Genomic DNA, 25,326 nt, shown 5'->3' on the forward strand with positions numbered 1-25,326 from the left:
GAGCGAAGCAATCCATGCTGCCGCAAGTGGAGGAATGGATTGCTTCGTCGCTTCGCTCCTCGCAATGACGGGGATGGAATGTACTTTACGTCCCCGCCTTCACCTGGGCGGCGGCCGCCGCCATCAGCTCGTCCATCTTGACGCGCACCTCGGCAGCGGTGATGGCGACGCCCTTGGCGGTCAAATCCTTGACGACCTTGTTCTGGACGTCCTGGTCGCCGGCTTCCTCGAAATCGGCCGAAACCACTTCCTTGGCGTAGGCATTGGCGTCGTCACCGGACATGCCGAGCTTCTCCGCTGCCCAAAGACCGAGCAGCTTGTTACGGCGCACCTCGGCCTTGAACTTCTGCTCCTCGTCGAGGGCGAATTTCTTCTCAAAACCTTCCTCGCGCTTGTCGAAAGTGCTCATTCTTCGGTTCCAATCCCCGGAAATGGTAAGCAGGGCCGCGTTGTCGCGGCCCGATCGCCTACCTAGATAGAGGGAGCGAATCGGTAAAACAACGGGCCGTTAGGCCGCAGGCAATCGGGATAAGTTGGCCCCAATTGGGCCGGGTCGATTGTGCTGGATGGGCCAATCGGATAGGTTGCCATCAGGCGAGGTTCTTGTTCTGTTTCCGGTCGTTCTGTTCGGGATCTGGCCTTCACGGCAGCTCCGTCGTGGTCGTAAACCCTTGTCATCCGGAGCACACCAATTTCATGGATTTCAACAAAACACGGTACATCCCAATGAGCCGTCGACGCCGTATTTATGAAGGCAAGGCCAAGGTCCTGTATGAAGGCCCGGAGCCGGGAACCCTGATCCAGCACTTCAAGGATGATGCGACCGCGTTTAATGCCAAGAAACACCAGGTGATCGAGGGCAAGGGCGTCCTCAACAACCGGATTTCGGAGTACCTGTTTCAGCACCTCAACGACATCGGGGTGCCGACCCATTTCATCCGCCGCCTCAATATGCGCGAGCAGCTGATTCGCGAGGTCGAGATCGTGCCGCTGGAAGTGGTGGTGCGGAACGTCGCCGCCGGTTCGCTGTCGCAGCGCCTCGGCATCGAGGAGGGCACCCAGCTACCGCGCTCGATCATCGAGTTCTATTACAAGAACGACCAACTCAACGACCCCATGGTGTCGGAAGAGCATATCACCGCGTTCGGCTGGGCGACGCCGCAGGAAATCGACGACATCATGGCGCTCGCCATCCGCGTCAACGACTTCCTGACCGGGCTGTTCCTCGGCATCGGCATCCGTCTGGTCGATTTCAAGATGGAATGCGGACGCCTGTTCGAAAACGAAATGATGCGGATCATCGTCGCCGACGAAATCTCGCCCGACTCATGCCGGCTGTGGGATATCAAGTCGAACGAGAAGCTCGACAAAGACCGCTTCCGCAGGGATCTCGGTGGGCTGCTGGAAGCCTATACCGAAGTGGCAAAGCGTCTCGGCATCCTGATGGAGAACGAGCGTCCGGCCGGTACTGGTCCGGTGCTGGTGAAGAGCTGAGGTTGAGATCGTGAAGGCACGCGTTACCGTTACGTTGAAGTCAGGCATTCTCGATCCGCAGGGCAAGGCCATCGAAGGCGCGCTGAAATCGCTCGGCGTCGATGGCGTTGCCAGCGTCCGCCAAGGCAAGGTGTTCGACATCGAACTGTCGGGCGCCGACAAGGCCAAGGCCGAGGCGGCATTGAAGGATGCCGCCGACAAGCTGCTGGCAAATACGGTGATCGAGAATTACAGAGTCGAACTTCTCTAGGCGCGCCTCCCATGAAATCAGCCGTCCTCGTCTTTCCCGGAATCAACCGCGAGCGCGACATGGCGCGGGCGCTGAAGCTCGCCTCCGGCCAGGAGGCGGCGATGGTGTGGCACGCCGAGACCGAGCTGCCGAAGGGGACCGATCTCGTCGTCGTGCCCGGCGGGTTTTCCTATGGCGATTACCTGCGCTGCGGCGCGATTGCCGCCCGCGCGCCGGTGATGGAAGCCGTGCGCAAATTTGCCGCCGACGGCGGTCTCGTGCTCGGTGTCTGCAACGGTTTCCAGATACTGTGTGAAGCGGGCCTGCTGCCCGGCGTCCTGATGCGCAATTCACGGCTGAAATTCATCTGCAAGGACGTGCATCTGCGGGTCGAACGCTCGGATACGCCGTTCACGCGCGGTTACAATGCCGGCCAGGTCATTCGCGTGCCGGTCGCGCACGGCGAGGGCAACTATGAAGCCGACGAGGAGACCGTGAAACGGCTCGAGGGCGAGGGGCGGGTGCTCTATCGCTATTGCTCCGCCGATGGTGTGGTCGACGAGGAATCCAACATCAACGGCGCCGCGCAGTCGATCGCCGGCATCGTCAACGAGCGCGGCAATGTGCTCGGCATGATGCCGCATCCGGAAAACCACGTCGAAGACATCATGGGCTGCACCGACGGGCGCGGCCTGTTCGCGGGCCTCGTCGCTCATCTGGAAAAAGCGGCGTGAAATCCTTCATGATGCGCCTGGCCGTCGCCGCGGCGGCCTTCTCGCTCACCGCAGCCGCCCACGCGCAGGACTATCCCAAGCGTCCCGTTACCATGATCGTGCCGTTCGCGGCCGGCGGCACGTCCGACGTGATCGCGCGCGTGGTCGCCGAGGAGATGACCAAGTCGCTCGGGCAGCCGATCGTGATCGAGAATGTCGCGGGCGCCGGCGGCTCGACCGCGCTCACGCGTGCCGCGCGCGCTGAGCCTGATGGCTACACCATTGCGATCGGCAACGCCGGCACGAGTGCCGCGACCTATACGATCTATCCTAAACTGCCGTTCACGCCGGAATCCTTTGTGCCGATTGCGGTGGTTGCGAAAACCTTCGGCATCGTCGCGCTGCGCAAGGATTTTCCGGCGAAGAACCTGCAGGATTTCATCGCCTATGCGAAGAAGAATCCCGGCAAGGTCAATCTCGGCCATGCCGGCGTCGGCTCCTCGAATTTCCTGATCTGCAAGAGCTTTGAACATGCGGCCGGCATCGAGGTCACACTGGTCGGCTATCGCGGCGCGGCGCCTGCGCTGACGGACGCGATCGGCGGCCAGATCGACGGCGTCTGCGACTCAGCTGCCTCGGTGTCGCAGGCGATCGACGACAAATTGGTGAAGGGCCTCGTCGTGGGTTCGACGGTGCGGCTTTCAACCTTGCCCGATCTGCCGATGTCGTCGGAAGCAGGCCTGCCCGAATTCGAGGCGCAGGGCTGGAACGGCCTGTTTGCGCCGAAGGGCACGCCGCCTGCGATCATCGCGAAGCTGAACGCCGCAGCCAAGACCGCCGTCGAAAGCGAGGCGGTGAAGAAGCGCTTTCACGATCTCTCCACCGTCGCGCCCGACGCCAACGAGCTCGCGAGCGAAGTGCTCGGGCGGTTGGTGACGCGCGACGTCGCGAAATACAGGAAGCTGCTGGAAGAGAAGAAGTAGCATCGGCAGCCACGTGATGAAGGTGCCACGCGAATGAAAAAGCCCCGCGCAGCGGGGCTTTTTTGCTATCGGCCGGCAGGCGAGCCGGGCCCCGCCGGAGCCAGTGTCGAACCGCTGGGCGAGGGGTTGATGTGGGTGTTCCCCGACGGGTTCACTCCGCTGTTCCGTGCGGCCGCGGCACTGCCGGCATTGTTGGTCATGCCGGTGTCAGCGGGGCTGCCGGTCGCATTGCCGGTCGTCGTTCCGCCTGATGTCGTTCCACTGGTGGAAGATCCCGTCGTCGTGCCGCCCGTTGCCGCACCACCCGTGGCCGAACTTCCTGTGGAGCCGCCGGTGGACTGTGCCAGCGCGTAAGTACCCGTGAATGCCAGCGCTGTCGCCAATCCCAATGCTGCGAGTTTCATGATTGCTCCTTTTCTTGGCTTGCGTAACGCGCCAACGAGGTCCGCCAACGGAGCGTTCCCGCCTGCCGATCACAGTTCGTTGCTGTTCCCATGAAGATTTCCACTGGCCACAAATGTGGAAGCGCAGTGTTGCTTCTGTGGAATCGCCAGCCGATATTTCGCATTCAATCACAACTGAAGATTGTCTGATTGAACTTGCCGCGCTATCAAGGCCACTAAGGACCGTCCGTCCGGTTTGCCTGGAATGCGCCATGCCCGTTGCTCTCGTCGTCTTGCTGCTCGATATCACGCTGATCTATCACGCATCGAAGACGGGCCGCCTGCAGCCCTGGGCCTTCATCATCCTGATGATCCCGCTGGTCGGCGCGCTCGCCTACATCGTTGTCGAACTGGTGCCAGAATGGTTTGGAAGTCCCGGTGCCCAGCAGGCACGCAAGCGCATCGCCGGCAAACTCGACCCGGAAAAGCTCTATCGCGAGCTATCCGATCGGCTCGCCAACACAGACACTGTTGCCAATCGCGCCGCGCTGGCAGCGGAGTGCCTTAGGCTGGCGAGATTCGACGAAGCGGTGCGTCACTACGATCACATCCTGATGCTGCCGCTCGGTGGCGAGCCGGCCTATGCGCTGGGCAGGGCGCAGGCCGAATTCGGTCGTAACCGTCCGGCCGAGGCACTCGCCACGTTGGACGATCTGCAAAAGCGCTGGCCGGACTTTGAATCGGCGGAGGGGCATTTGCTCTATGCGCGTGCGTTGGCAGAGGTCGGGCGGATTGACGAGGCGCTCGAAGAGTACCACGCGCTCGTGGCCTACTTCCCCGGCGCGGAGGCGCGGGTCCGTTACGGCATGCTGCTGCGCATGGCGGGTCGCAACGCTGAAGCCAGAGTCGTATTCAACGAACTGCTGCTGCAGATGAAACGCGCGCCCAAATATCTGCGCGAGGCGCAGGCCGAATGGCTTTCGATTGCTGAAAAGCAATTGTTGGGCTGAGTAGCAGCGGCCGAAGACATTCTTTGTTCAACTGCCTTTGTTCAACTGCGGAATCTTTGTTCAATTGCGGCAAGTGGCTGGCCTGAAACTTGCTCGTATCTCCTGATCCCAAACGCGGATTTTCCGATCGTCGGACGGAGATAGATCATGCCCATTCGCAAGGCTTCCCGCACGGTTAATGCTTCCTGCACGGTTGCGCTGCTGACCGCGCTCCTGTCGTCCCATTCGGCGATGGCTGAATCCACGCTGCGCATCGCCATGACAGCGTCCGATATCCCCACTGCAACCGGGCTGCCGAACAACGGTTTCGAGGGAATGCGCTTCCTCGGCTATCCGATCTTCGAAGGATTGGTGCTTTGGGATTTGACCAAGACCGACCGGCTGGCGACCTTGCGTCCCGGGCTCGCGGAGAAATGGGAACAGGACCCCAGCGACAACAAGACCTGGATTTTTCATCTGCGCCAGGGCGTCAAATTCCACGACGGCACCGATTTCAATGCCGACGCCGTGATCTGGAATCTTGACCGTTATTTCAACAGCGAGAGCCCGCAATTTGAGCCGCCGAGTTCAGCGATGTCGCGGGCGCGTGTTCCCGTGATGGGCAGCTACAAGAAGATCGACGACGCAACCGTCGCCATCACCACCACGAAGCCGGCTTCCTATTTTCCCCATATGGCGGTCTATCTTCTGTTCACCTCGCCGACATCGTTCGAGAAGGCGGGAAAGGAATGGGCGAAGGTCGCGACCTTGCCGGCGGCTGGCACCGGGCCGTTTCGGATCACCAAAGTGGTGCCGCGGCAGGAAGCTGATCTGGCGCGCTGGGACAAATATTGGGACCCGGGCAGGATGGCAAAAGTCGACAATGTCGTGCTGATGCCGATCCCCGAGGCGAATTCGCGATTGGCCGCGTTGCGCTCCGGCCAGGTCGACTGGATTGAAGTGCCGCCGCCTGACGGCATCGCCTCCCTGAAATCCGCGGGCTTCACCATTACCACCGGCTCCTATCCGCATGTCTGGCCGTGGTTCTACAACATCGGCGCGGCCAACAGCCCGTTCAGGGATGTCAGAGTTCGCCAGGCGCTGAACTATTGCATCGATCGGGAAGGGCTGGTCTCGCTGCTCAACGGCACCGCGGAGCCGTCGGTCGGGTGGCTCAAGGCCAGCGATCCCGATTTCGGCGCGCCGGTCAATCGCTACAAGTTCGAGCCCGCCAAGGGCAAGGCTCTGCTCGCGGAAGCAGGCTACACGCCGGCGAAGCCGCTCTCGTTCAAGGCGCTGATCTCGAATTCCGGCTCGGGGCAGATGCTGCCGTTGCCGATGAACGAGTACTTGCAGCAGAATCTGAAAGAGGCCTGCGGCGTCAACGTGGAATTCGACGTGATCGAATGGCAGGTGCTGCTGACGGCGGCGCGCGCCACGCCTGACAGCCCGAATCTGCGCGGCGCGATGGCGCTCAATATCAGTTCGCCGTCGTCGGATGCCGGCGTCATGGCGCGCTATTTTCTGGCTGCCAATTTCTCGCCGAACGGTTTCAATTTCGAGCAGTGGAAAGACGACGAATTCGAAGACGCGCTGAAGACGATCTCGGAATCGACCGATTCGAAGGCGATCTCGACCGCCTACCGCAAGGCGCATGAGCGGCTCGTCGACAATCCGCCGTGGCTCTACATCGTCCACGATCTCAATCCCCGCGCGATGAGCCCGAAGGTCAAGGGGTTTGTTTCGCCGCAGTCGTGGTTCGTCGATCTGACGCTGGTGAGCGTGCAATAGCTGCGTGGCGCTCAGCCGCCGCGACGCCGCCACCGCCGGTAGGCGTCTTTCGGGATCGTCATGGCGGCGACACCGGCTGTTACAAGGACGAGGCCGAGCGCGAGATTGGCGGGCACGGCTTCGCCGAGCAGGATCACCGACAGGCCGACGCCGATCGGGATGCGCAGGTAACCTTGTGCGTTGGTGGTGAGCGTGCCGAGCCGCGTCAGGCACATGTAAAATAGCATCAGGCCGAAGGCGCTGGAGAATATGCTCATCGCGACTGTTGCAACCAGCGCCTCAGCCGTCGGCCGCAAGGTCCAGGGATGATCGATTACCAGTGATGCTGGCAGCAATATTAGCCCGCCGAACAGCAGCGAGCCCGCGGCCACCACCATCGGGTCGTAGTCGGTCAGCCGCAGACCGAAGATCGTGGCGCAGGCGAACGAGATGGTGGCGATCAGGATGACGATCTCGGCAAATATATTGGTATCAAGCGTCTCGAGCGCGTCGAGGCCGATGATCACGGCCGTTCCGACAAGTCCCAGAATGGCGCCGGCAAGCTTCAGCAGCGTGGCCGGCTCGTGCCGCGTAATGGCCCAAGTGATGAGAAAGGCGAAGATCGGCGTCGTCGAGGCCAGCACCACCGTATTTGACGCCGGCACATATTGCTGCGCCCAGGTGATCAGCAGGAACGGAAACGTCGAATTGATGGTCTGCTGCTGGGCGAACAGCTTCCAGGCCTTCGCTTCCGTCGGCATCGGTATCCCGCGGACGCGCAGGACCACGAGCAGGAAGGCGGCCGCGATCAGCGAGCGGGCGGAAATGAAGGTGATCGGTGGAATCGAGCCGAGGCCGATCTTGGTCAGCGGATAGGTCGAACTCCAGCAGCACGCCAGCGCGAGCAGCAACGCATAGTTGCGCCAGCCGCGACGGGCCTTTGGCGCGTCAGGTAGCAACGGCGCTGGTGCCCGAGGGCTTCTTCCATTTCACCCGCTTGATGGTGCCTGAGAAGGTAAACAGCGACCGTTCGCCGGATTTCAATACGCCGCGCAGGAAGATCAGCGAGCCGCCGGCGCGGGTGATTTCGCCCTCGCATTCGACCAGCTCGCCCTCGCGCGCGGCGTCGAGAAACTCGCAGGCGAACGACACCGTGACACCGGGTCCCTCCAGCACGGAAGAGGCGATCGCAAACAGGCAGTAATCGGCGAACGACATGAAGCAGCCGCCATGGACGTTGCGCATGCCGTTGAGGTGCTTCTTCTCGACCCGGAACGCGCATTGCACGCGGCCGTTTTCGTCCATCCGGTGCCAGAACGGGCCGTTATGGGTCTCAAAACTGTCGCGGGTCCAGGTCCGCCAGCCCGCGAATTCGCCCTCGGTTTCGACATGCAGGTCGGGGCGCTGGTGAAATGCATTTTTGGGGAGTTCGTTCACTAAAAATGGCCCTTCAATCAGGTGTTTCCGCCCTTAAATCCGATCCGGGAACGATGTGCAAACGCCGATCCTGCAAAGCTCCCCCCGTAAAGCTCTGGACAGGGCGGAAATGCGCCATAAAAGGCCTTTTCGCACCCCCTCGATCTTCCTATTAAGGCACCCATGAACGAGCCCCAGATCACCCCCGAACTCGTCGCCAGCCATGGCCTGAAACCCGACGAGTATGAGCGCATCCTCAAGCTGATCGGGCGGGTGCCGAGTTTCACTGAACTGGGGATTTTCTCGGCGATGTGGAACGAGCATTGCTCGTACAAGTCCTCGCGCATCCATCTGCGGGGGCTGCCGACCAAGGCGCCCTGGGTGATCCAGGGCCCGGGCGAGAACGCCGGCGTCATCGACATCGGCGACGGGCAGGCGGTGGTCTTCAAGATGGAGAGCCACAACCACCCGAGCTATATCGAGCCCTATCAGGGCGCGACCACGGGCGTCGGCGGCATTTTGCGTGACGTCTTCACGATGGGCGCGCGGCCGATTGCCTGCCTCAATGCGCTCTCGTTTGGCGCGCCGGAACACCCCAAGACGCGGCATCTGGTGTCGGGCGTGGTCGCCGGCGTCGGCGGCTATGGCAATTCGTTCGGCGTGCCGACGGTCGGTGGCCAGGTGCGCTTCCACACCCGCTATGACGGCAACATCCTGGTCAATGCAATGGCGGTTGGTCTGGCCGACACCGACAAGATTTTCTATGCGGCGGCGTCAGGCGTGAACATGCCGATCGTCTATCTCGGCTCCAAGACCGGGCGCGACGGCATTCACGGCGCCTCGATGGCATCGGCCGAGTTCGATGACGATTCGGCCGAGAAGCGGCCGACGGTGCAGGTCGGCGATCCCTTTGCGGAAAAGCTCTTGCTGGAAGCCTGCCTCGAAATCATGGAAAAAGGTTGCGTGATCGCGATCCAGGACATGGGCGCGGCCGGGCTGACCTGCTCGGCGGTCGAGATGGGCGCCAAGGGCGATCTAGGCGTCGAACTCGATCTCAACGCGGTGCCGACGCGCGAAACCGGCATGAGCGCCTATGAGATGATGCTCTCGGAAAGCCAGGAGCGCATGCTCATGGTGCTGAAGCCCGAGAAGGAGCAAGAGGCCGAGGCGATCTTCAAGAAGTGGGGGCTGGATTTCGCCGTGGTCGGCTACACTACGCCGAGCAAGCGCTTCGTGGTCAAGCATGGCGGCGACGTCATGGCCGATTTGCCGATCAAGGAATTGGGCGACGAGGCGCCGATCTATGACCGCCCGCATGTGCCGTCCGCGGCGCTGCCGGTGGTGCAGGCGCGCGAGGTAAACCCGCCGCTCGGCATTTCGGCCGCGCTGGAAAAGCTGATCGCAACGCCCGAGCTGTGCTCGAAGCGCTGGGTGTGGGAGCAATACGATCACGTCATTCTCGGCAATACCGTGCAGCGGCCGGGCGGCGATGCCGCTGTGGTGCGCGTACAGGATGGGCCGAAGGGCCTTGCACTCACCGTCGACGTGACGCCGCGCTATTGCGAGGCCGATCCGTTCGAAGGCGGCAAGCAGGCTGTCGCCGAAGCCTGGCGCAACATCACAGCGGTCGGCGGCCGTCCGCTGGCGATTACCGACAATCTGAATTTCGGCAATCCGGAACGCCCTGAAATCATGGGCCAGTTCGTCGGCTGCCTGAAGGGTATTTCGGAAGCCTGCAGCGCGCTCGACTTCCCGGTCGTGTCGGGCAACGTCTCGCTCTACAACGAGACCAACGGCCGCGGCATTCTGCCGACGCCCTCAATCGGCGGCGTCGGTTTGCTCGACGATTTCACGAAATCCGCCACGCTGGCGTTCAAGGCTTCCGGTGAAGCGATCCTGCTGATCGGCGACACCCAAGGCTGGCTCGGGCAGTCGGTGTACCTGCGCGATATCTGCGGCCGCGAAGAGGGCGCGCCGCCGCCGGTCGATCTCGCGGCCGAAAAGCGCAATGGCGACGTGGTGCGCGGCATGATCCACGCCGGCACCGCAACTGCGGTGCATGACATCTCCGACGGCGGCTTATTGATTGCGCTCGCCGAGATGGCGATTGCCAGCGGCACCGGCGCGCAGCTATTGGCCGCGCCGGCCTCGATCGTGCCGCACGCCTACTGGTTCGGCGAGGATCAGGCGCGCTACATCGTGACGGTATCAGCGGCGGATGCCGGCCTGGTGCTGGCCAAGATGAAAGGCGCGGGCGTGCCGTGTGCGCGGATCGGCACCACGGGCGGCGATGCGATTGCGGTTGCGGGTGAGGCGCCGCTGGCGGTGAACGCGCTCAAGTCAGCGTTCGAGCACTGGCTGCCGGCCTATATGGGCGGCAAGGCGTCGTAGCGACGCCGCAACTTCGTAGCCCGCATGAGCGCAGCGACATGCGGGGCCAGTGTCCGCGTCGTCCCGCATGTCGCTGCGCTCATGCGGGCTACAGGACTACAGCACCTTCGTCGCGCCGGGGATCTGCCGCAACGCTCGCGTCAGCGCCCAGCTTCCTGCGACCGTCAGCACGAATCCGATCGTCGCCTTGACGATCGCCGGCAGGTCGTAGTCGAACAGCCAGTATTGCAGCCACAGCGCGATCGGGTAGTGCACCAGGAACATGCCGTAGGCGTCGGCCTGCATCGGATCGAGTAGCTTGGCTGTGCCTGATTGCCTGAACCTCTGGAAAAAGGCCAGGATCAGAAACATGATGGCCACGCTGAAGACGGTGAAGCAGATGGCATAGAGCGCTTCATACCAGTCCGGCAACGGCGACGGGTTGCCCAGTATTTCGCGCTTGATGAAGATCAGCACCCACAAGAGGCAATACGGAACGATCGCCAGCACCATCCAGTCCCAGCTGACCTTGGCCATCCGGCCGTCTGCAGCGAGCAGCCCGCGATCCATTTGCGCAACGCCTATGCCGGCACCGAAAAAGAAGTAGGTCGCGTAGAGCATCACGCGCCCGTGCTGCACCGAGAACGGCCCGAACTCGAACCAGCTGCTTGGTCCGTAGTGAACCAGCCCGGGGACGTAGAACGCGGCGGTGACAGCAAGCATGACCGCAAAGAACACTGCGGGTCGGCGACGGCCGTGCAGCGAGAGGCGGTTGATCGGATCGAGCATGTTGGGCGACAGCCGGTGCAGCAGGCAGGCAACCACGTCGAAGGCGAACAAAACCCAGAGAAACCAGATCGGCCCGCTCGGCCACGGACCCTTCGTCACCATGTTCCACCAATATTCCGAAAAGCCGATTTCGGGATGGTGCCGCAGGGAGATCGCGTAATAGGCGAGCGGAATGACCGTGAACGCGCAGATCACGAACGGCAGGCCAAGCCGAAGCAGGCGGTCCGCCAAGTAGTTCAGCGCTCCCTTCCGGGCGATGCCGGACCAGGCGAACAGTCCCGAAAGGAAAAAGAACATCGCCATGAAGAAACTGTCGGTGGCGAGCACGATCATGTCGAACCCGAAGAACGACTTCGGATCGGTGTGGCCGAAATAGGTATAGGGGATGACGGCATGGTGGAGGAGCACCACCAGCGTCAGGAAGGTGCGGGCGCGATCAAGCGAAAGGTTTCGCGTCCTGGCCTTGGGCACTGCACCCAATTCGGCGTGCCCCACGGCGGAAATCGATGTCATGCGCGCCTCCCGGCCGGGCTGTTTGTGCCGAATGTTGCAGCCGGGAACCCGATTCAGCAAGGCCCAATGTTCGCTGCCGTTTGCCACGGAATGGCCAGTAGTACAGACAAGTCTACCTATTCTGCGCAGCGCAGACACTTATGCCCCGGCGATGACAGACGGGAGACGGCCTACGCCATTTCCTCGATCGTCACCTTGTCCGGATAGAACGCCAGATGGCCTGATATCTCGGCCATGGCCGGGAAGGGCGTCTCATAGGTCCAGATCGAATTTTCGATGCTCTTGCCGTTGGCGTTGATGCTGAAATAGTTCGCATCCCCCTTGTAGGGGCAGTGGGTGGTCCGCTCGGTGCGGGCCAGCAGCGACATATTGGCATCCTCGCGCGGCACATATTGCACCGCCGGATAGCTGGCTTCCTTCAGGGTCAGCGCATGGGTGGTGTCGGCGATGACCACGCCGCCCACCGAGACGCGGACGCGCTTGGGGTTTGCCGTTATCGTGATCGGATGGTCGGGACCGGGCAATTTCATGATTTTCAGCCTCTTTTTCGGTCAGCCCATAATGATCGGGCGCGACCGGATCTCAGGTGTCAAACGGTCGAAGGCGGAATATAGTGCCGCCAGGCGTGACCTAGAAGAGCCTACGCGCTAGGTTCGGCCGTCACGGTCGCGCGAGCCGGCCGTGATTCGAAACACCTGACGGAGACATGCTGGATGCCGATGGATGCCCACGATATCGAATCGATGATCAAGGCAGCTATCCCCGATGCCGAGGTGACGATCCGCGATCTCGCAGGCGACGGCGACCACTACGCCGCGACCGTGATTTCGGAATCCTTCCGCGGCAAGTCGCGCGTGCAGCAGCACCAGATCGTCTACCAGTCGCTCAAGGGGCAGATGGGCGGCTTGCTGCATGCGCTGGCGCTGCAGACCGGAGTACCTAGCGGACCTGGAGTGCCGGAGGCCTAGGCCCCGACGGGCCACGCGGGGGCACCGATGACGGATAATCCGCACGGCGCGATGTTTCGCGCGATCGTGCCGCACCAGCACAGCCGCGTCACTTATGCGGAGCTGTTCTTCGACCTCGTTTTCGTTTTTGCGGTTACCCAGATCTCGCACACGCTGCTCGCCCATTTTACGCTGCTGGGTGCGCTGCAGGTCACGGTGCTGTTCCTCGCGGTCTGGTGGGTGTGGGTTTTCACCTCCTGGATCACCAACTGGCTCAATCCCGAAAAGACGCCGGTCCGGCTCCTGCTGTTTGCGATGATGCTGGGCGGCTTGGTGCTGTCGACCTCGATTCCGGCCGCGTTTGAAGCGCGGGGATTGTGGTTCGCCATCGCCTATGCGGCGATGCAGGTCGGCAAGACGATCTTTCTGTGGGTCTCGACGCCGCCGTCGCGCCCGCGGACACGCATGAACGCCATCCGGATCGCCGCCTGGCTTTCGATGTCGGCGGTCTTCTGGATCGCCGGCGGGATGATGGAGGGTCAGTCGCGGCTGGCGCTCTGGGCGATCGCGCTCGTCATCGAATATATTTCGCCGGCGGTGCGGTTCTGGATTCCCCGATATGGCGCGTCCTCCGTCGCGGACTGGATGATCGAAGGCGGCCACATGGCCGAGCGCTGCGCGCTCTTCATCATCATCGCGCTCGGAGAATCCATCGTCGTCATCGGCGCAACCTTTGCCGAACTCACCTGGACGACCGAAAACGTTCTGGCGTTCGTCGCAGCCTTCGTGGGTAGCCTCGCGATGTGGTGGATCTATTTCCACATCGGCGCCGAGGCCGGCTCCGAGCAGCTTTCAAAATCGAGCGAGCCGGGAAGGCTGGCGCGGCTGGCCTATACCTATCTGCACATGCCGATCGTTGCCGGCATCATCGTCACGGCGGTGGCGGACGAACTGGTGCTGAAGCACCCGGGCGGGCATTCCGATCTCAAGACGGTGATAAGCGCAATCGGCGGTCCGCTGCTGTTTCTGTTCGGGACCATCCTGTTCAAGCACAGCTTTCGCGGCTTCCTTCAGCTCTCGCACGGGGTCGGTATCATCGCACTCTGCGTGCTCGCCTGGTTCGCAAGCGAGCTGTCGCCGCTGATGCTGTCGATCCTGACCACCGCGATCATGATGGTGGTCGCGGTGTGGGAATCGGTCTCGCTGCAATCGGGTCCGAGAGAATAGTACCGTTAGAGCCTCATCGGTTCTGATTGAATCAGAACCGGGCTCTCGTCTTTCGTTTGATGCGTTTTCTTTACGCAAACCGAATCCACCCCCGGATCAAGTCCGAGGGCGTGGTTCGCCTGGAAACGCTCTAACTTGAAAGCGCTCTAATCAGGCAGCGATCGCCTGACCGGCAGAAATGGCGACGTGCTGTGCTGATCGACGACGTTTCGAAGAACGAGATTTGACAATTGCACCACGAGCGCCCGCAGCCTGGCATTTTCCTCGATGAGGGACACCCGTTCGGCGTCCGTCTCTTGATCCCAAGCCTGGTCCTCGCGAACGGAGGACGAGCTGGAATCTTCCTTCCGATTGCCGGACGCTGGATATGCGTTGCCCATAACTGACATCCCCTGGCACGAACACACCCCTAGCCGAGCCTGACGCAGAAATTCGACTGAGTCCGCGTCAAAAGTTGGACGTTTCGAAGGGCAAACGAGAGCGCGGATGGAGCGTTTTGCGGGCGGGCCGATAAAGATGAAGATTTGTTAAGAAGTTTGTCTATAGTGGGCGCGGCAAAGGTGCGGGGACGCGCGGCGGCGTAGCACCTTTCCATCAGACCTAGACCAGCGCGATTCACTCAGTGCCCACGGGGTTGCCGTGGTGGGAATGCGCGCCTATGAAACAAAGTGAAGCAAGAGTACGCATCATTCAGGAGTGGGATCGCTGGATCGTGACGCAGGCGATCGAGCAGGACGGACCCACCGGAAAAGACTCGTTGAAGTTCTTCCACGAACTGCAGGACGCCGGATCGGCGCTATTGGATTTCCAGTCTCGTGGGCAGGACAAGTGGCGGATCATTCACGCGTGGTTGCTGGGTGCAGATCGACTATTCGATGACTGGATATCCGCCGCGCCCCGGATCGCTCCAACACGCAGGATGCGACCGGAGCGCAGGAGATCTGACTGCAAGACTTGAACTGCAGAGACTTGAACTGCAGAGACCTGAACTGCAAAGCTCGGGACCACTCCTCAGGCTGACGCCGCCAGCGCGTGAACCGAAAACATCCGGTCGTGGTCGGTCCAGGATTCCCGTACCGACCAGCCGGAGTCGCGCGCCAGTGCGGTGAAGCGGTCGAGGCTGTATTTGTAGCTCGACTCGGTGTGGATGCTCTCACCCGGGCGGAATGAAAAATTCCGTCCGAGGATGCGCACGGTCTGCGCCTTCTTGGCGATCAGGTGCATCTCGATGCGATGCCGCTCGCGGTTATAGACCGAGCGGTGCATGAAGGCGGAAACGTCGAAATTGCCGCCGAGCTCGCGGTTGATGCGGACCAGAACGTTGAGATTGAAGCGCGCGGTGACGCCGGCTGCATCGTTATAGGCATCGTAGAGCACGCGTTCGTTCTTTTCGAGATCGACGCCGATGATCATCTGCGCGCCTTCGCCCAGAATCTCGCGCGCACTGCGCAGGAAGGCGCGCGCTTCGTGCGGCTCGAAATTGCCGAGCGTCGATCCCGGAAAGAAGCCGACCTTGGGCATGCCTTCGATCTCGGCGGGCAGGGCGAACGGCGCGGTGAAATCGGCGGCAACCGGATAAACGCCGAGCTCGGGAAAATCCTTGCGCAAGCCGCCGGCCTGCGCGGTCAGGAAGTCGCCGGAAATGTCGACGGGGACATAGCCGCCGAAATCGCAGCGCTCCAGCAGCAGGCGGACCTTGGTGGTGGCGCCGGCGCCGAATTCCACCAGCGCGGCACCCCTGGGAACGATGGAAGCGATCTCGTCGCCGCGGCTGCGCAGAATGCCGAGCTCGGTGCGGGTCGGATAATATTCCGGCAGGACCGTGATCTGCTCGAACAGTTCCGAACCTGCGGCGTCGTAGAAATATTTCGGCGACAGGCGCTTGGGAAATTGCGACAGGTCGCCGATCACGTCGCCGGCAAAGGCGGAGGTCTGCTCATCGAACGGGTAGCTTTGGGCCAAAGTGGCGGCGTGCAAATTCATGATACTCTCCCGAACGCGCTTTCCGGCGCGCTATGATCCTGTTGAGCGGGTCAGGCGTAATCGGCGAGGCGTAACCCCGTGAATTGCCAGCGGTGGTAGGGATAAAAGAAGTTGCGATAGGTGATACGGCTGTGGCCGGCCGGGGTTGCAAGCGAGGAGCCGCGCAGCACCAGCTGATTGACCATGAACTTGCCGTTATATTCGCCCAGCGCACCCTCGATGGCGCGGTAGCCGGGATAAGGTGAGTAGGAGCTGCGGGTCCACTGCCAGACGATGCCGAAGGCGTCGTTGAGCTGGCCGGCGCGGGCGGCGACCTCCCATTCCATTTCGGTCGGCAGATGGCGGCCGGCCCAGCGCGCGAACGCGTCCGCCTCGTAATAGCTGACATGGCTGACCGGGCCTGAAGGGTCGATCGGCTGCAGCCCGCCGAGCGTCATGATCCGCCAGTCGCCGTCGACCTGGCGCCAGTGGCCCGGCGCCTGCCAGCCCTCGTTGGTCGCGGCGGCAAAGCCGTCCATCAGCCACAGCGTGGCCGTGCCGTAGCCGCCGTCCTTCATGAAGGCCAGCCATTCGGCATTGGTGACGAGGTTGCGGGCGAGCCTGACCGGGCCGACCAGCGCCCGGTGCGCGGGTTTTTCATTGTCGAAATGGAAGCTGTCGTCGCTGTGGCCGACGGTGTGGATGCCCTCGTTGAGGGTGACCCATTCCTCCGCCGAACGATGCGGCGCCGGGAAGCGCCATGACGGATCGTAGGCCGGCGGAAGCGGGTTCTGCGCAAAGGCGTGCAGGATATCGGTCAGCATCAATTCCTGATGCTGCTGCTCGTGGTTGAGGCCGACCTCGACCAGCGGGACCAGTTTTGTGAGGCGCTCCTCGCCGGCGGTCTGGAAGAACTTGACCACGGCGGCATCGACATGCCGGCGATAGGCGGTGACCTCGTCCGCGCTCGGGCGGGTGAGGTGGCCGCGCTGGTGACGGGCGTGCCGGGGACCTGCGCTGACATAGTAGGAATTGAATAGAAACGCGTAGTCGGGGTGGAAGGGCCGGTAACCCTCGCAGTGTTCGCCGAGCAGGAACTGCTCGAAGAACCAGGTGGTATGGGCGCGGTGCCATTTGGCCGGGCTGGCGTCCGGCATCGACTGGATCAGCTGGTCCTCGGGGCTCAGGGGGCCAGCGCGGCGCTCGGTCTCGCCGCGGACGGCCAGATAGGCTTCCACCAAATTCTGGGCGAGGGTGCCTGAATCGGAGAAAAGTGACGGGGTGGGGCTGGCAAGGGACGCTGCAGATACTGATTTCGTCACAGGTGTCTCCGGTTAAGGGAGAGAACTTTAGTCCGGCAAACTGGTTCCCGACGGGCGGTCCGTCCTAGATAGGGGTTCCCCTCCGGGAAAAAAGCCTTCCCCCGCTATGATATTGATGCCGTCAGACTATTGGGCCGCGGCCGCCGGGGGCCCCGAGCCGGACCCGCGCATGCCACCTACTCGCCATTTTACTATGGATGCCCAACGGTTTGGGCTACATATAGGGCAAGTAACCGGGTTACATGGACGAGCCGGCCCGTCAGGCGAAGCCGCAGGGGGCTGAGCCGCAAAAGGAAGCGAATATGAGCATCGAACAATTCATCGCCAATGAAGTGAAGTCGAACGACGTTGTGCTGTTCATGAAGGGCACGCCGCAGTTTCCGCAGTGCGGTTTCTCCGGCCAGGTGGTGCAGATCCTCGACCACGTCGGCGTCGGCTACAAGGGCCTGAACGTCCTGGAATCCGCCGAACTTCGCAACGGCATCAAGGAATATTCGAACTGGCCGACGATCCCGCAGCTCTACGTCAAGGGCGAGTTCATCGGCGGCTGCGACATCATTCGTGAGATGTTCCAGGCCGGTGAATTGCAGCAGCTGTTCGCCGACAAGGGCGTCACCGTCAGCGCGGCGGCCTCGGCCTGAGCGGTCGCGCGCGCCAGATCGGCCGGGCGCGGCTCGAAGTCATCGTTGCCGACATCACCAGCTTGCGCGTTGACGCCATCGTCAACGCGGCCAATTCGTCGCTCCTTGGCGGGGGCGGCGTCGATGGTGCGATCCATCGGGCGGCGGGGCCGGAGCTGGTGGCTGAATGCCGTAAGCTCCACGGCTGCAAGACCGGCGCCGCCAAGATCACCAAGGGCTATCGCCTGCCGGCCAAGCACGTGATCCACACGGTTGGGCCGGTGTGGAATGGCGGCACGCTTGGCGAGGACGATCTGCTTGCCTCTTGCTATCGTCGCTCGATTGAATTGTGCGAGAAGCACGGCCTTGTTTCAGTCGCCTTTCCCGCGATCTCAACGGGCATCTATCGCTTCCCCGCCGATCGCGCGGCCGGCATCGCAGTCCAGACCGTCGTCGATACGCTCGCGGCTGCACCCACAGTCATGCAAGTGGTCTTCTGCTGCTTCTCCGATGCCAGCGCCCAGTTGCATCAGGCGGCATTGGATACCTTCGGCAGCCCTTGTGCCGACTGACAAGCCGCCGCTACACTCTCCGGTGAATTCCAAGGAGAGGGGTAGGGTCCAATGAATTCATCAGGAATGCTGCGCGCGCTGGGCTTCGGCGCGCTGATGCTTGCCACGCTGTCGTCCGCCCGCGCTGAAGGCACTTTCGATATTCCCGCCGGCGCGCATTTCAACAAGGACAAGCTTGGGAAGATCACCGAGTTCTTCAAGAATGAGGTGTCGACCGGCAAGATCGCCGGCGCCAACGTCCTGATCCAGCAGCACGGCAAGCCGGTCTATCACGAAACCTTCGGCGTTCAGGACGTGGTGTCGAAGGCGCCGATCACCGACAAGACCATCTTCCGTCTGTCGTCGCTGACCAAGGCGATCACCTCCGTTGTGGCGATGCAGTTGATCCAGGACGGCAAGATCAAGCTCGACGATCCCGTCTCGAAGTACATTCCCTCGTTCGCCAACATGAAGGTCGGTGAGGAGAAAAAGGCCGAGGACGGTACCAGGACGCTCGAACTGGCGCCGCTGACCCGGCCTATCACCATTCTCGACCTGATGCGTCATACCTCCGGCATCACCTATGGCTTCTATGGCGACAGTCTGGTGCGCAAGGCCTACAAGGAGGCCAATCTCTACGCGGGCGAATTCGACCTTGCCGAATTCGCCGAGCGGATCGCCAAGCTGCCGCTGCACAACCAGCCGGGCGCGCTCTGGCAATACGGCCATTCCACCGACATACTGGCGCGGATCATGGAGATCGTGTCCGGCAAATCATTGCTCGAGATCGAAAAGGAAAAGCTGCTCGATCCGCTCGGCATGACCGACACCGGCTTCTTCGTTACCGAACCGGAGCGGCTGCAGCGGCTTGCCCAACCATTGCCGAACGACAGCGATTTCCGGGTCGGCCGCCTCTACAGGACCGAGGTTCGCCAGAAGTGGGAATCCGCCAGCGGCGGCATGGTTTCGACCATGTCGGATTTTTCGAAGTTTGCGCAGATGCTGGCCAATGGCGGTACGTTCGAGGGCAAGACCTATCTCAGCCCGAAGACGTTCGAACTGATGACATCGGACCACGCCGGCAAGGACTCCGGCGTTGCGCGGGATCATTATTATTTCCCCGGTGACGGCTTCGGGATGGGGCTTGGGCTTGCCGTGCGCACCGATCCCGGCAACGCCAAGCCGCCGCCGCCGGGATCGCTGGGCGAACTGAAATGGGACGGCGCCGCCGGCTGCTATATGGTGGTCGACCGCAAGCAGGACATGTTTTTCGTGGTGCTGGAGCAGACGCCGACGGAGCGCCAGCGCGTCCAGCGGACGCTGAAGCAGTTGGTCTATGAAGCGCTGGAGAACTGACGGCGCCGCAGGGCGCTGCCTCGTCGCGGCCGGGCTCGTGGTTTTGTTGGTCGCTGGCCGACCGCACGAGGCGCGAGCCGAGCCGAAAGTGGCGAACGCGCCAACTTTTTCACGCGCGGCCCTTGACCGGATCGGCGACTACATCCGCAACGAGGTCGCGACCGACAAGATTCCCGGCGCAGTCCTGCTGATCCAGCAGCACGGCAAGCCGGTCTATTTGCAAAGTTTCGGCGTGCGGGACCCGGCGACCGGCCAGCCGATGACGCCGGACACGATTTTCCAGATCTATTCGATGTCGAAAGCCGTCACCTCGGTTGCCGCGATGATGCTGGTCGACGACGGCAAGCTGGCCCTCGACGATCCCGTGTCGAAATACATTCGCGCCTTTGCGGATGCAAAAGTCGGCGTCGATCTTTCCGATGAAGCAGGACAGTACCCGCTCAAGCTCGAGCCGTTGAAGCGCCCGATCACGATCAAGGATCTGCTGCGGCACACGTCGGGCATCACGTACGGCTTCTTCGGCGAAACCGCGGTACAGAAACTCTACGCCAATCCCCAACTGTACGCCGGCGATTTCGATAACGCCGAATTCGCCGACCGGATCGCGACACTGCCGCTCGCCGATCAGCCCGCGGTGCGTTGGAATTACAGCCATTCAACCGACGTGCTAGGCCGCGTTGTCGAGGTGGCCTCGGGGCAGACGCTGTTTCAATTCGAAAAGCAAAGATTGTTCGATCCTCTCGGCATGTCCGAGACCGCATATTATGTCGCAGATGAATCGAAGTGGTCGCGCATTGCCCAGGCATTTCCCGTCGATCGTTTTCGGGTGGCCGGAATCAGGGACCCAGCATTGCCGCGGCGCTGGGAATCCGGCGGAGCGGGGTTGGTCTCGACGGCCGGGGACTATGCCCGCTTCCTGCAAATGCTGCTGAACGGAGGCGAACTGGACGGCAAGCGGTACCTCAAGCCCGAGACAGTCGCACTGATGACGTCGGATCAGATCGGGCCAGAGACCAGGATCATTCACGATCCCTTCTATTTCCCCGGCCCGAGCTCTGGCTTTGGTCTCGGCTTTGCCGTGCGCACCTCTCCGCCGCCGAATACGACATGGCCGCTCGGCGAATACCGCTGGGACGGTGCGGGCGGCAGTTTCTATTTTGTCGACCCCGAGGACGACATGCTCGTTGTCTGTATGGTGCAGGCCCCGACGCAAGGTGGGCGGATCCAACTGGCGCTGAAGACGATGATGTTTGAGGCGCTGGGCAAGGGCCTGCGCAAGGATTGATAGAGGATTGACGATCGCCTGACTACGCGACCGCGTTGCGCGCGATCGTCTCGCGATAGAACGACGCGCTCAGCTTGGGCGTCCGGCGCTTGGTATCGAAGTCGACGTGATAGAGGCCGAAGCGCTGTTCATACCCGTCCGACCATTCGAAATTGTCCATCAGGCTCCACAGAAAATATCCAAGCACGGGCACGCCCTCTGATGTCGCGCGCTGCAACTGCGTCAGATAGTTGCGTAAGTACATGATGCGATCGACGTCATAGATGGTGCCGTCCGCGGCCGGCTGGTCGCTCCCCGACGTGCCGTTCTCGGTGATGTAGATCGATTTCACGTTCCACAGCTTGGCCACATGGCGTGGTACCCAGTACATTGTTTCGGGGCCGGGCCTGAGCCAGGTCGCCTTCATGTGCGGGAACGATTTGGGAAATGGCGCTAGAGTGAAGCCGCGTTCGTTGTCGGCAGCAACGACGTAATGATCAGGCATGTAAACATTCAGCCCGACAAAATCGATCGGGGAGGAGATGATGCGCAGATCTTCGGCGGTGTATTTTGGAGCATCTTTGCCGGCCTGCGCGAGATAAGCATCAGTGTATTTTCCCTCGAGCATCACGGTCAAATAGCCGGCATTGAGCTCGCGCGTCGCGATCTCGGCTGCGCGGATGTTCGCAGGCGTTTCGATGGCCGGGATGCAGCTCACGGCATTCTCCGCCGGACCGACCTTGATTCCGGCCTGTCCATTGGCCCGGATCGCCTGAACCGCGAGACCGTGCCCCAGCGCGACGTTGTGCCTGACCTGCTTCACGTCCGATGGGGATAGTTTGAGCCCCGGCGCATCAGCGCCAAACTCATGGCCGAGATGGACGAGCCTGGAGCATTCGTTGATGGTGAAGAAGTGCTTCACGCGATCGCTTAGGCGCCCCGCGACATGGCCTGCGTAATCCGCAAAGGCCTTTGAGGTGTCGCGCGAGGTCCAGCCGCCGAAGCGATCCTGCAGCGCCTGCGGCAGGTCCCAATGATACAGCGTCGCAAACGGCTCGATGCCGTTCGCCAGCAACTCGTCGACAAGGCGGTTGTAGAAATCGAGGCCTTTTGGATTTGTCGCGCCGGCTCCGTCCGGGAAGACGCGAGGCCATGCGATCGAGAATCGATAGGCCTTTGCGCCGAGCGCCCTCATCAACTGGATGTCTTCCTTGTACAGACGATAATGGTCGGTCGCGGTGTCGCCGTTGCTGTGATCGGAGATGGTGCCGCTCGTGTGGGAGAAACGGTCCCAGATCGACGGACCGCGGCCGTCTTCGTTCACGGCTCCCTCGATCTGATAGGCCGAGGTCGCCGTGCCCCACAGGAAACCGCTCGGAAAACCGGAAGAGGTTGTTCGATTTCGTGTTCCACTATCCGCATCCGATTGGGCTCGTCCGGACCCGGCTGGCAGCATCGACATGCCAAGTGCCGACCAGCCCGCAATTCTGCCAAATTGCCGCCGGGAAAATCTCTTGAATGGCATCGCTTCACTCGCCGGGATCAATCAATCTTGAGCAAAACAAGGCTCACTCTTGATGCTTCGTGTTCGGAGCAGGTCTAATATCACTGCTTCGGTGTCCCGGTGCAATTGTGCAAGCGGCTGAATCCGCGGGTCGACAGGGCCGCCGCGCACCGCTAAACAGGCTGATATATTCACCGATTTGGGGAGCAGGACGATCGGCTTGCGCACGCCGCTGGCGCTTTTCATTGTATCGCTGGGCATGGTCGCCGCGGTGTGGTGGTGGCTCGCCACGCCGGTGGCGCTGACGCGCGCGCCGATCGATGATGCCGCGAAGCTGGAGTGCGTTTCCTACGCGCCGTTCAGGGGCGATCAGACGCCGCATGATCCGACGCTGATCGTCAGTCCGGCGCAGATCGCGGAGGACTTACGCGAACTGGCCAAGGTCTCCAAATGCATCCGCACCTATTCCATCGATAACGGGCTCGACAAGGTGCCCGAGCTTGCGTCCAGGGTCGGATTGAAGGTTCTGCTCGGCGTCTGGATCGGACGCGATCGCGCCAAGAACGCGCTCCTGATCAACACCGCGGTCTCGCTGTTGAAGGATCATCCCGGCGTGGTCGCGGCGATCATCGTCGGCAGCGAAGTGCTGCTGCGCGGCGACATGACGGTTGACGACCTTCGCCAAACGATCCGTTCGGTCAAGCCGCGCGTGGACGTGCCGGTGACCTATGCCGATGTCTGGGAATTCTGGCTGCGCTACCGCGAAGTGGGCGAGGATGTCGATTTCGTCACCGCCCATTTCCTGCCTTATTGGGAGGACGTTCCGCCGCGCGCCGAAGAGGCGGCCGCGCATGTCGATGACATTCGCAAGCAGGTCGTGGCAGCGTTTCCCGGCAAGGAGATCCTGATCGGGGAAACCGGTTGGCCGAGCCATGGGCGGATGCGCGACGGCGCGCTGGCTTCCCGCGTCAATCAGGCGCGTTTCATTTCCCAGATTCTCGAGCGGGCGCGACAGGACAATTTTCGCGTCAATTTTTTCGAGGCCTATGACGAGCCGTGGAAGCGACGCTGGGAAGGAACGGTGGGTGGCTATTGGGGGCTGTTCGACGGGATCGAACGCAAGCTGAAATATCCGGCAGGGGTGGCCATCAGCAATTACCCGCTCTGGAAGCTGCAGATGGCATGCGGGCTGTTTCTTTGCATCGGCGTATTCGCCGTAGCCTTGGTCACGCTAAAGCGCCGGCCGTCGCCGATGCCATTGGCATCGTGGCTTGCGGTCGCGGTGTCCGCCACCACTGGCGGAATCCTGCTGGGCGTGAGCGTGGACAAGATGCTGCACGAAAGTTACGGGGCCGGCGGTTGGCTGGTTCAGGGTTTCCTGCTGGCGGCGGCGGTGACTGCGCCGCTGCTGTCCACCTACGCGCTGATCTCGGGGCGCGGGCTTCCGTCGTTTCTTGAAGTGTTGGGGCCGCCCAAAGACCTGACCCCATTCTTCATGGCCAATATGCTCGGCATCACGCTGATCGTGACGACGCTCATTGCCACGCAAACCGCGCTCAGCCTGATATTCGACGCGCGCTGGCGCGATTTCCCGTTCGCCGCCCTGACCATGGCCGTGGTGCCGTTCTGGACCTTGGCATTCCTCAATGGTTCGAAATCCGGCGAGCGGCCGCTCTCGGAAGCCGTGTTTGCCGGGCTGTTCGCCATGGCGGCGATCTATGTCGTCTTCAACGAAGGGTTCGAGAACTGGCAGGCGATGTGGACCGCGGCGGTGTATGTCCTGCTCGGCAGCGCGCTTTGGCGGGCGCGCACTGCTGCTGTTGCCTGAGTTCGCTCACGCCCCGCGGACGATCTCGCGCACCAGTGCGACCGTTTCCTCGATCATCGCAGCGCTGACGTCGAGATGCGTGCAAGCGCGAATGCGGCCATCCATCATCGCGAGCAGCACGCCGCGCTTGCGCAAGGCCTCGACCATTTTATCGCCGCTGACGCCCGCGCCGTCAGGCCTGAAGAACACCAGATTGGTCTCGGGCTCTTGCACCTCGATGCCGTTGATCTGCGACAGCCCCCGCGCCAATGAACGCGCATTGGCGTGATCGTCCGCGAGGCGGTCGACGTGATGGTCGAGCGCATAGACGCAAGCCGCGGCGCAGATGCCGGCCTGCCGCATCGATCCGCCGAGGCGCTGCTTCCAGCGCCAGACGTCGTCGATGAAGGCGCGCGAACCCGCGATGACGCCGCCGATCGGTGCGCCCAAGCCTTTTGAGAAATCGATCCAGGCCGAATCCCAGCCCGCGGCCATATCGCGCGCCGATATTTTTGTCGCGACGCAGGCGTTCAACAGCCGCGCGCCGTCCATATGGGTGATCAGCCCATTGGCCTTGGCGATCTCCACCACTTCATCGAGCGCCGCCTTCTTCCAGATCGTCCCGCCACCGATATTGGCGGTCTGCTCGACGCTGACGACCGTCTGCGGCGGCTGGTAGCGCGAGCGCGGATGCAGCGCGGCGCGGAACGTTCCGGGGGCAAATTGCCCGTCGTCGCCAGGCAGCGGCGTGATCTGGAATCCGCCAAGGGCTGCATGCGCGCCGCCTTCGCGGGCAATGATATGTGCGCTGGCATGGGCGAGAATTTCATCGCCCGGCCGGCAATGGGCCAGCGTCGCCGCGACGTTGCACATGGTGCCCGATGGCATGAACACGGCGGCTTCCTTGCCGAGCAGGCTGGCGACGCGCTCGCACAACAGGTTCACCGTCGGGTCGTCGCCGATCTGCTCGTCACCGACCTCAGCCCGCGCCATCGCCTCGCGCATCGCTTGTGTGGGGCGCGTCTGCGTGTCCGACAGCAGGTTGATGCGGATGGGATCGGCCTTGGGATCGCGAGGGGCAGGGGTGTAGTGCATGGAGGATTCTCGACATTTGCAA

The 25,326-nt window shown here is 62.1% G+C and carries 25 protein-coding genes; 16 read left to right on the forward strand and 9 right to left on the reverse strand.

The window, feature by feature from the left end:
- Positions 1-85: 85 nt before the first annotated feature.
- Positions 86-409, reverse strand: coding sequence for a DUF1476 domain-containing protein (locus V1286_RS09200; RefSeq protein ID WP_108516398.1), 324 nt, complete (start codon positions 407-409; stop codon positions 86-88).
- A gap of 317 nt (positions 410-726) precedes the next feature.
- Between V1286_RS09200 and purC the strand changes: the two genes are divergently transcribed.
- The 7 genes from purC to V1286_RS09235 all read left to right on the forward strand — a co-directional run bounded on the left by purC (position 727) and on the right by V1286_RS09235 (position 6,582).
- Positions 727-1,494, forward strand: a complete 768-nt coding sequence (purC, locus tag V1286_RS09205; protein ID WP_171708996.1) for a phosphoribosylaminoimidazolesuccinocarboxamide synthase — start codon at positions 727-729, stop codon at positions 1,492-1,494.
- A gap of 10 nt (positions 1,495-1,504) precedes the next feature.
- Positions 1,505-1,744: a phosphoribosylformylglycinamidine synthase subunit PurS gene (purS, locus tag V1286_RS09210; protein WP_057838858.1), complete on the forward strand. Its 240-nt coding sequence runs from the start codon at positions 1,505-1,507 to the stop codon at positions 1,742-1,744.
- A gap of 11 nt (positions 1,745-1,755) precedes the next feature.
- Entirely contained in the window at positions 1,756-2,457 is a 702-nt protein-coding gene (gene purQ, locus V1286_RS09215) for a phosphoribosylformylglycinamidine synthase subunit PurQ (RefSeq protein WP_334479056.1), read from the forward strand.
- A gap of 8 nt (positions 2,458-2,465) precedes the next feature.
- A complete protein-coding gene (locus V1286_RS09220) occupies positions 2,466-3,419 on the forward strand; it encodes a tripartite tricarboxylate transporter substrate-binding protein (RefSeq protein ID WP_334489593.1) in 954 nt (317 codons plus the stop codon).
- A gap of 33 nt (positions 3,420-3,452) precedes the next feature.
- Positions 3,453-3,773: a hypothetical protein gene (locus V1286_RS09225; RefSeq protein ID WP_334479058.1), complete on the forward strand. Its 321-nt coding sequence runs from the start codon at positions 3,453-3,455 to the stop codon at positions 3,771-3,773.
- 301 nt (positions 3,774-4,074) lie between these two features.
- On the forward strand, positions 4,075-4,812 hold the full coding sequence (locus V1286_RS09230; protein WP_334489595.1) for a tetratricopeptide repeat protein: 738 nt from the start codon (positions 4,075-4,077) through the stop codon (positions 4,810-4,812).
- Between the two features lie 147 nt (positions 4,813-4,959).
- Positions 4,960-6,582 (forward strand): ABC transporter substrate-binding protein, encoded by a 1,623-nt coding sequence (locus tag V1286_RS09235; protein WP_334479060.1) that lies wholly within the window; start codon positions 4,960-4,962, stop codon positions 6,580-6,582.
- An 11-nt stretch (positions 6,583-6,593) separates the two neighbouring features.
- Here V1286_RS09235 and V1286_RS09240 read toward each other — a convergent pair whose 3' ends face one another.
- The gene (locus tag V1286_RS09240) at positions 6,594-7,520 is read right to left on the reverse strand and encodes a DMT family transporter (protein ID WP_334479062.1); all 927 of its coding nucleotides are present in this window, start codon (positions 7,518-7,520) and stop codon (positions 6,594-6,596) included.
- Positions 7,510-7,998 (reverse strand): PaaI family thioesterase, encoded by a 489-nt coding sequence (locus V1286_RS09245; RefSeq protein WP_334479064.1) that lies wholly within the window; start codon positions 7,996-7,998, stop codon positions 7,510-7,512. The genes V1286_RS09240 and V1286_RS09245 overlap by 11 nt, the downstream gene beginning before the upstream one ends.
- Before the next feature lie 162 nt (positions 7,999-8,160).
- On the opposite strand from V1286_RS09245, the gene purL reads away from it, so the two are divergent.
- Complete coding sequence (gene purL / locus V1286_RS09250; protein WP_334479066.1) at positions 8,161-10,368, forward strand: phosphoribosylformylglycinamidine synthase subunit PurL; 2,208 nt, start codon at positions 8,161-8,163, stop codon at positions 10,366-10,368.
- A gap of 96 nt (positions 10,369-10,464) precedes the next feature.
- On the opposite strand, the gene V1286_RS09255 is transcribed toward purL, so the two are convergent.
- Both V1286_RS09255 and V1286_RS09260 read right to left on the reverse strand, forming a co-directional pair.
- The gene (locus V1286_RS09255; protein WP_334479068.1) at positions 10,465-11,649 is read right to left on the reverse strand and encodes an acyltransferase family protein; all 1,185 of its coding nucleotides are present in this window, start codon (positions 11,647-11,649) and stop codon (positions 10,465-10,467) included.
- Positions 11,650-11,819: 170 nt separating this feature from the next.
- Positions 11,820-12,179, reverse strand: a complete 360-nt coding sequence (locus V1286_RS09260; RefSeq protein WP_334479070.1) for a DUF427 domain-containing protein — start codon at positions 12,177-12,179, stop codon at positions 11,820-11,822.
- Between the two features lie 183 nt (positions 12,180-12,362).
- Between V1286_RS09260 and V1286_RS09265 the strand changes: the two genes are divergently transcribed.
- The 3 genes from V1286_RS09265 (at position 12,363) to V1286_RS09275 (ending at position 14,781) form a co-directional block, all read left to right on the forward strand.
- Entirely contained in the window at positions 12,363-12,617 is a 255-nt protein-coding gene (locus V1286_RS09265; RefSeq protein ID WP_108516421.1) for a BolA family protein, read from the forward strand.
- A 27-nt stretch (positions 12,618-12,644) separates the two neighbouring features.
- Entirely contained in the window at positions 12,645-13,823 is a 1,179-nt protein-coding gene (locus V1286_RS09270) for a low temperature requirement protein A (protein WP_334479073.1), read from the forward strand.
- 658 nt (positions 13,824-14,481) lie between these two features.
- The gene (locus tag V1286_RS09275; RefSeq protein WP_108516428.1) at positions 14,482-14,781 is read left to right on the forward strand and encodes a hypothetical protein; all 300 of its coding nucleotides are present in this window, start codon (positions 14,482-14,484) and stop codon (positions 14,779-14,781) included.
- Positions 14,782-14,834: 53 nt separating this feature from the next.
- On the opposite strand, the gene egtD is transcribed toward V1286_RS09275, so the two are convergent.
- Positions 14,835-15,806, reverse strand: coding sequence for an L-histidine N(alpha)-methyltransferase (egtD, locus tag V1286_RS09280; RefSeq protein WP_334479076.1), 972 nt, complete (start codon positions 15,804-15,806; stop codon positions 14,835-14,837).
- Positions 15,807-15,856: 50 nt separating this feature from the next.
- The gene (gene egtB, locus V1286_RS09285; RefSeq protein ID WP_334479078.1) at positions 15,857-17,107 is read right to left on the reverse strand and encodes an ergothioneine biosynthesis protein EgtB; all 1,251 of its coding nucleotides are present in this window, start codon (positions 17,105-17,107) and stop codon (positions 15,857-15,859) included.
- Positions 17,108-17,409: 302 nt separating this feature from the next.
- Between egtB and grxD the strand changes: the two genes are divergently transcribed.
- The 4 genes from grxD to V1286_RS09305 are packed head-to-tail and all read left to right on the forward strand — an operon-like array spanning position 17,410 to position 20,919.
- Positions 17,410-17,748 (forward strand): Grx4 family monothiol glutaredoxin, encoded by a 339-nt coding sequence (gene grxD, locus V1286_RS09290; RefSeq protein ID WP_108516906.1) that lies wholly within the window; start codon positions 17,410-17,412, stop codon positions 17,746-17,748.
- Positions 17,745-18,299, forward strand: coding sequence for an O-acetyl-ADP-ribose deacetylase (locus V1286_RS09295; RefSeq protein ID WP_334489597.1), 555 nt, complete (start codon positions 17,745-17,747; stop codon positions 18,297-18,299). The genes grxD and V1286_RS09295 overlap by 4 nt, the downstream gene beginning before the upstream one ends.
- Before the next feature lie 51 nt (positions 18,300-18,350).
- Positions 18,351-19,634 carry a serine hydrolase domain-containing protein gene (locus V1286_RS09300; RefSeq protein ID WP_334479080.1) on the forward strand — a complete coding sequence of 428 codons (1,284 nt, stop codon included), beginning with the start codon at positions 18,351-18,353 and terminating at the stop codon, positions 19,632-19,634.
- Positions 19,615-20,919 carry a serine hydrolase domain-containing protein gene (locus V1286_RS09305; RefSeq protein WP_334479082.1) on the forward strand — a complete coding sequence of 435 codons (1,305 nt, stop codon included), beginning with the start codon at positions 19,615-19,617 and terminating at the stop codon, positions 20,917-20,919. The genes V1286_RS09300 and V1286_RS09305 overlap by 20 nt, the downstream gene beginning before the upstream one ends.
- 22 nt (positions 20,920-20,941) lie before the next feature.
- On the opposite strand, the gene V1286_RS09310 is transcribed toward V1286_RS09305, so the two are convergent.
- Positions 20,942-22,423: a GH1 family beta-glucosidase gene (locus V1286_RS09310; RefSeq protein WP_334479084.1), complete on the reverse strand. Its 1,482-nt coding sequence runs from the start codon at positions 22,421-22,423 to the stop codon at positions 20,942-20,944.
- Positions 22,424-22,661: 238 nt separating this feature from the next.
- Between V1286_RS09310 and V1286_RS09315 the strand changes: the two genes are divergently transcribed.
- Positions 22,662-24,230 carry a glycoside hydrolase family 17 protein gene (locus V1286_RS09315; protein WP_334489599.1) on the forward strand — a complete coding sequence of 523 codons (1,569 nt, stop codon included), beginning with the start codon at positions 22,662-22,664 and terminating at the stop codon, positions 24,228-24,230.
- Positions 24,231-24,236: 6 nt separating this feature from the next.
- On the opposite strand, the gene V1286_RS09320 is transcribed toward V1286_RS09315, so the two are convergent.
- A complete protein-coding gene (locus tag V1286_RS09320) occupies positions 24,237-25,304 on the reverse strand; it encodes a threonine aldolase family protein (RefSeq protein WP_334479086.1) in 1,068 nt (355 codons plus the stop codon).
- Positions 25,305-25,326 lie beyond the last annotated feature (22 nt).

Origin of the sequence: Bradyrhizobium algeriense, from assembly GCF_036924595.1 — a bacterium.
Taxonomy (GTDB): Bacteria; Pseudomonadota; Alphaproteobacteria; order Rhizobiales; family Xanthobacteraceae; genus Bradyrhizobium; species Bradyrhizobium algeriense.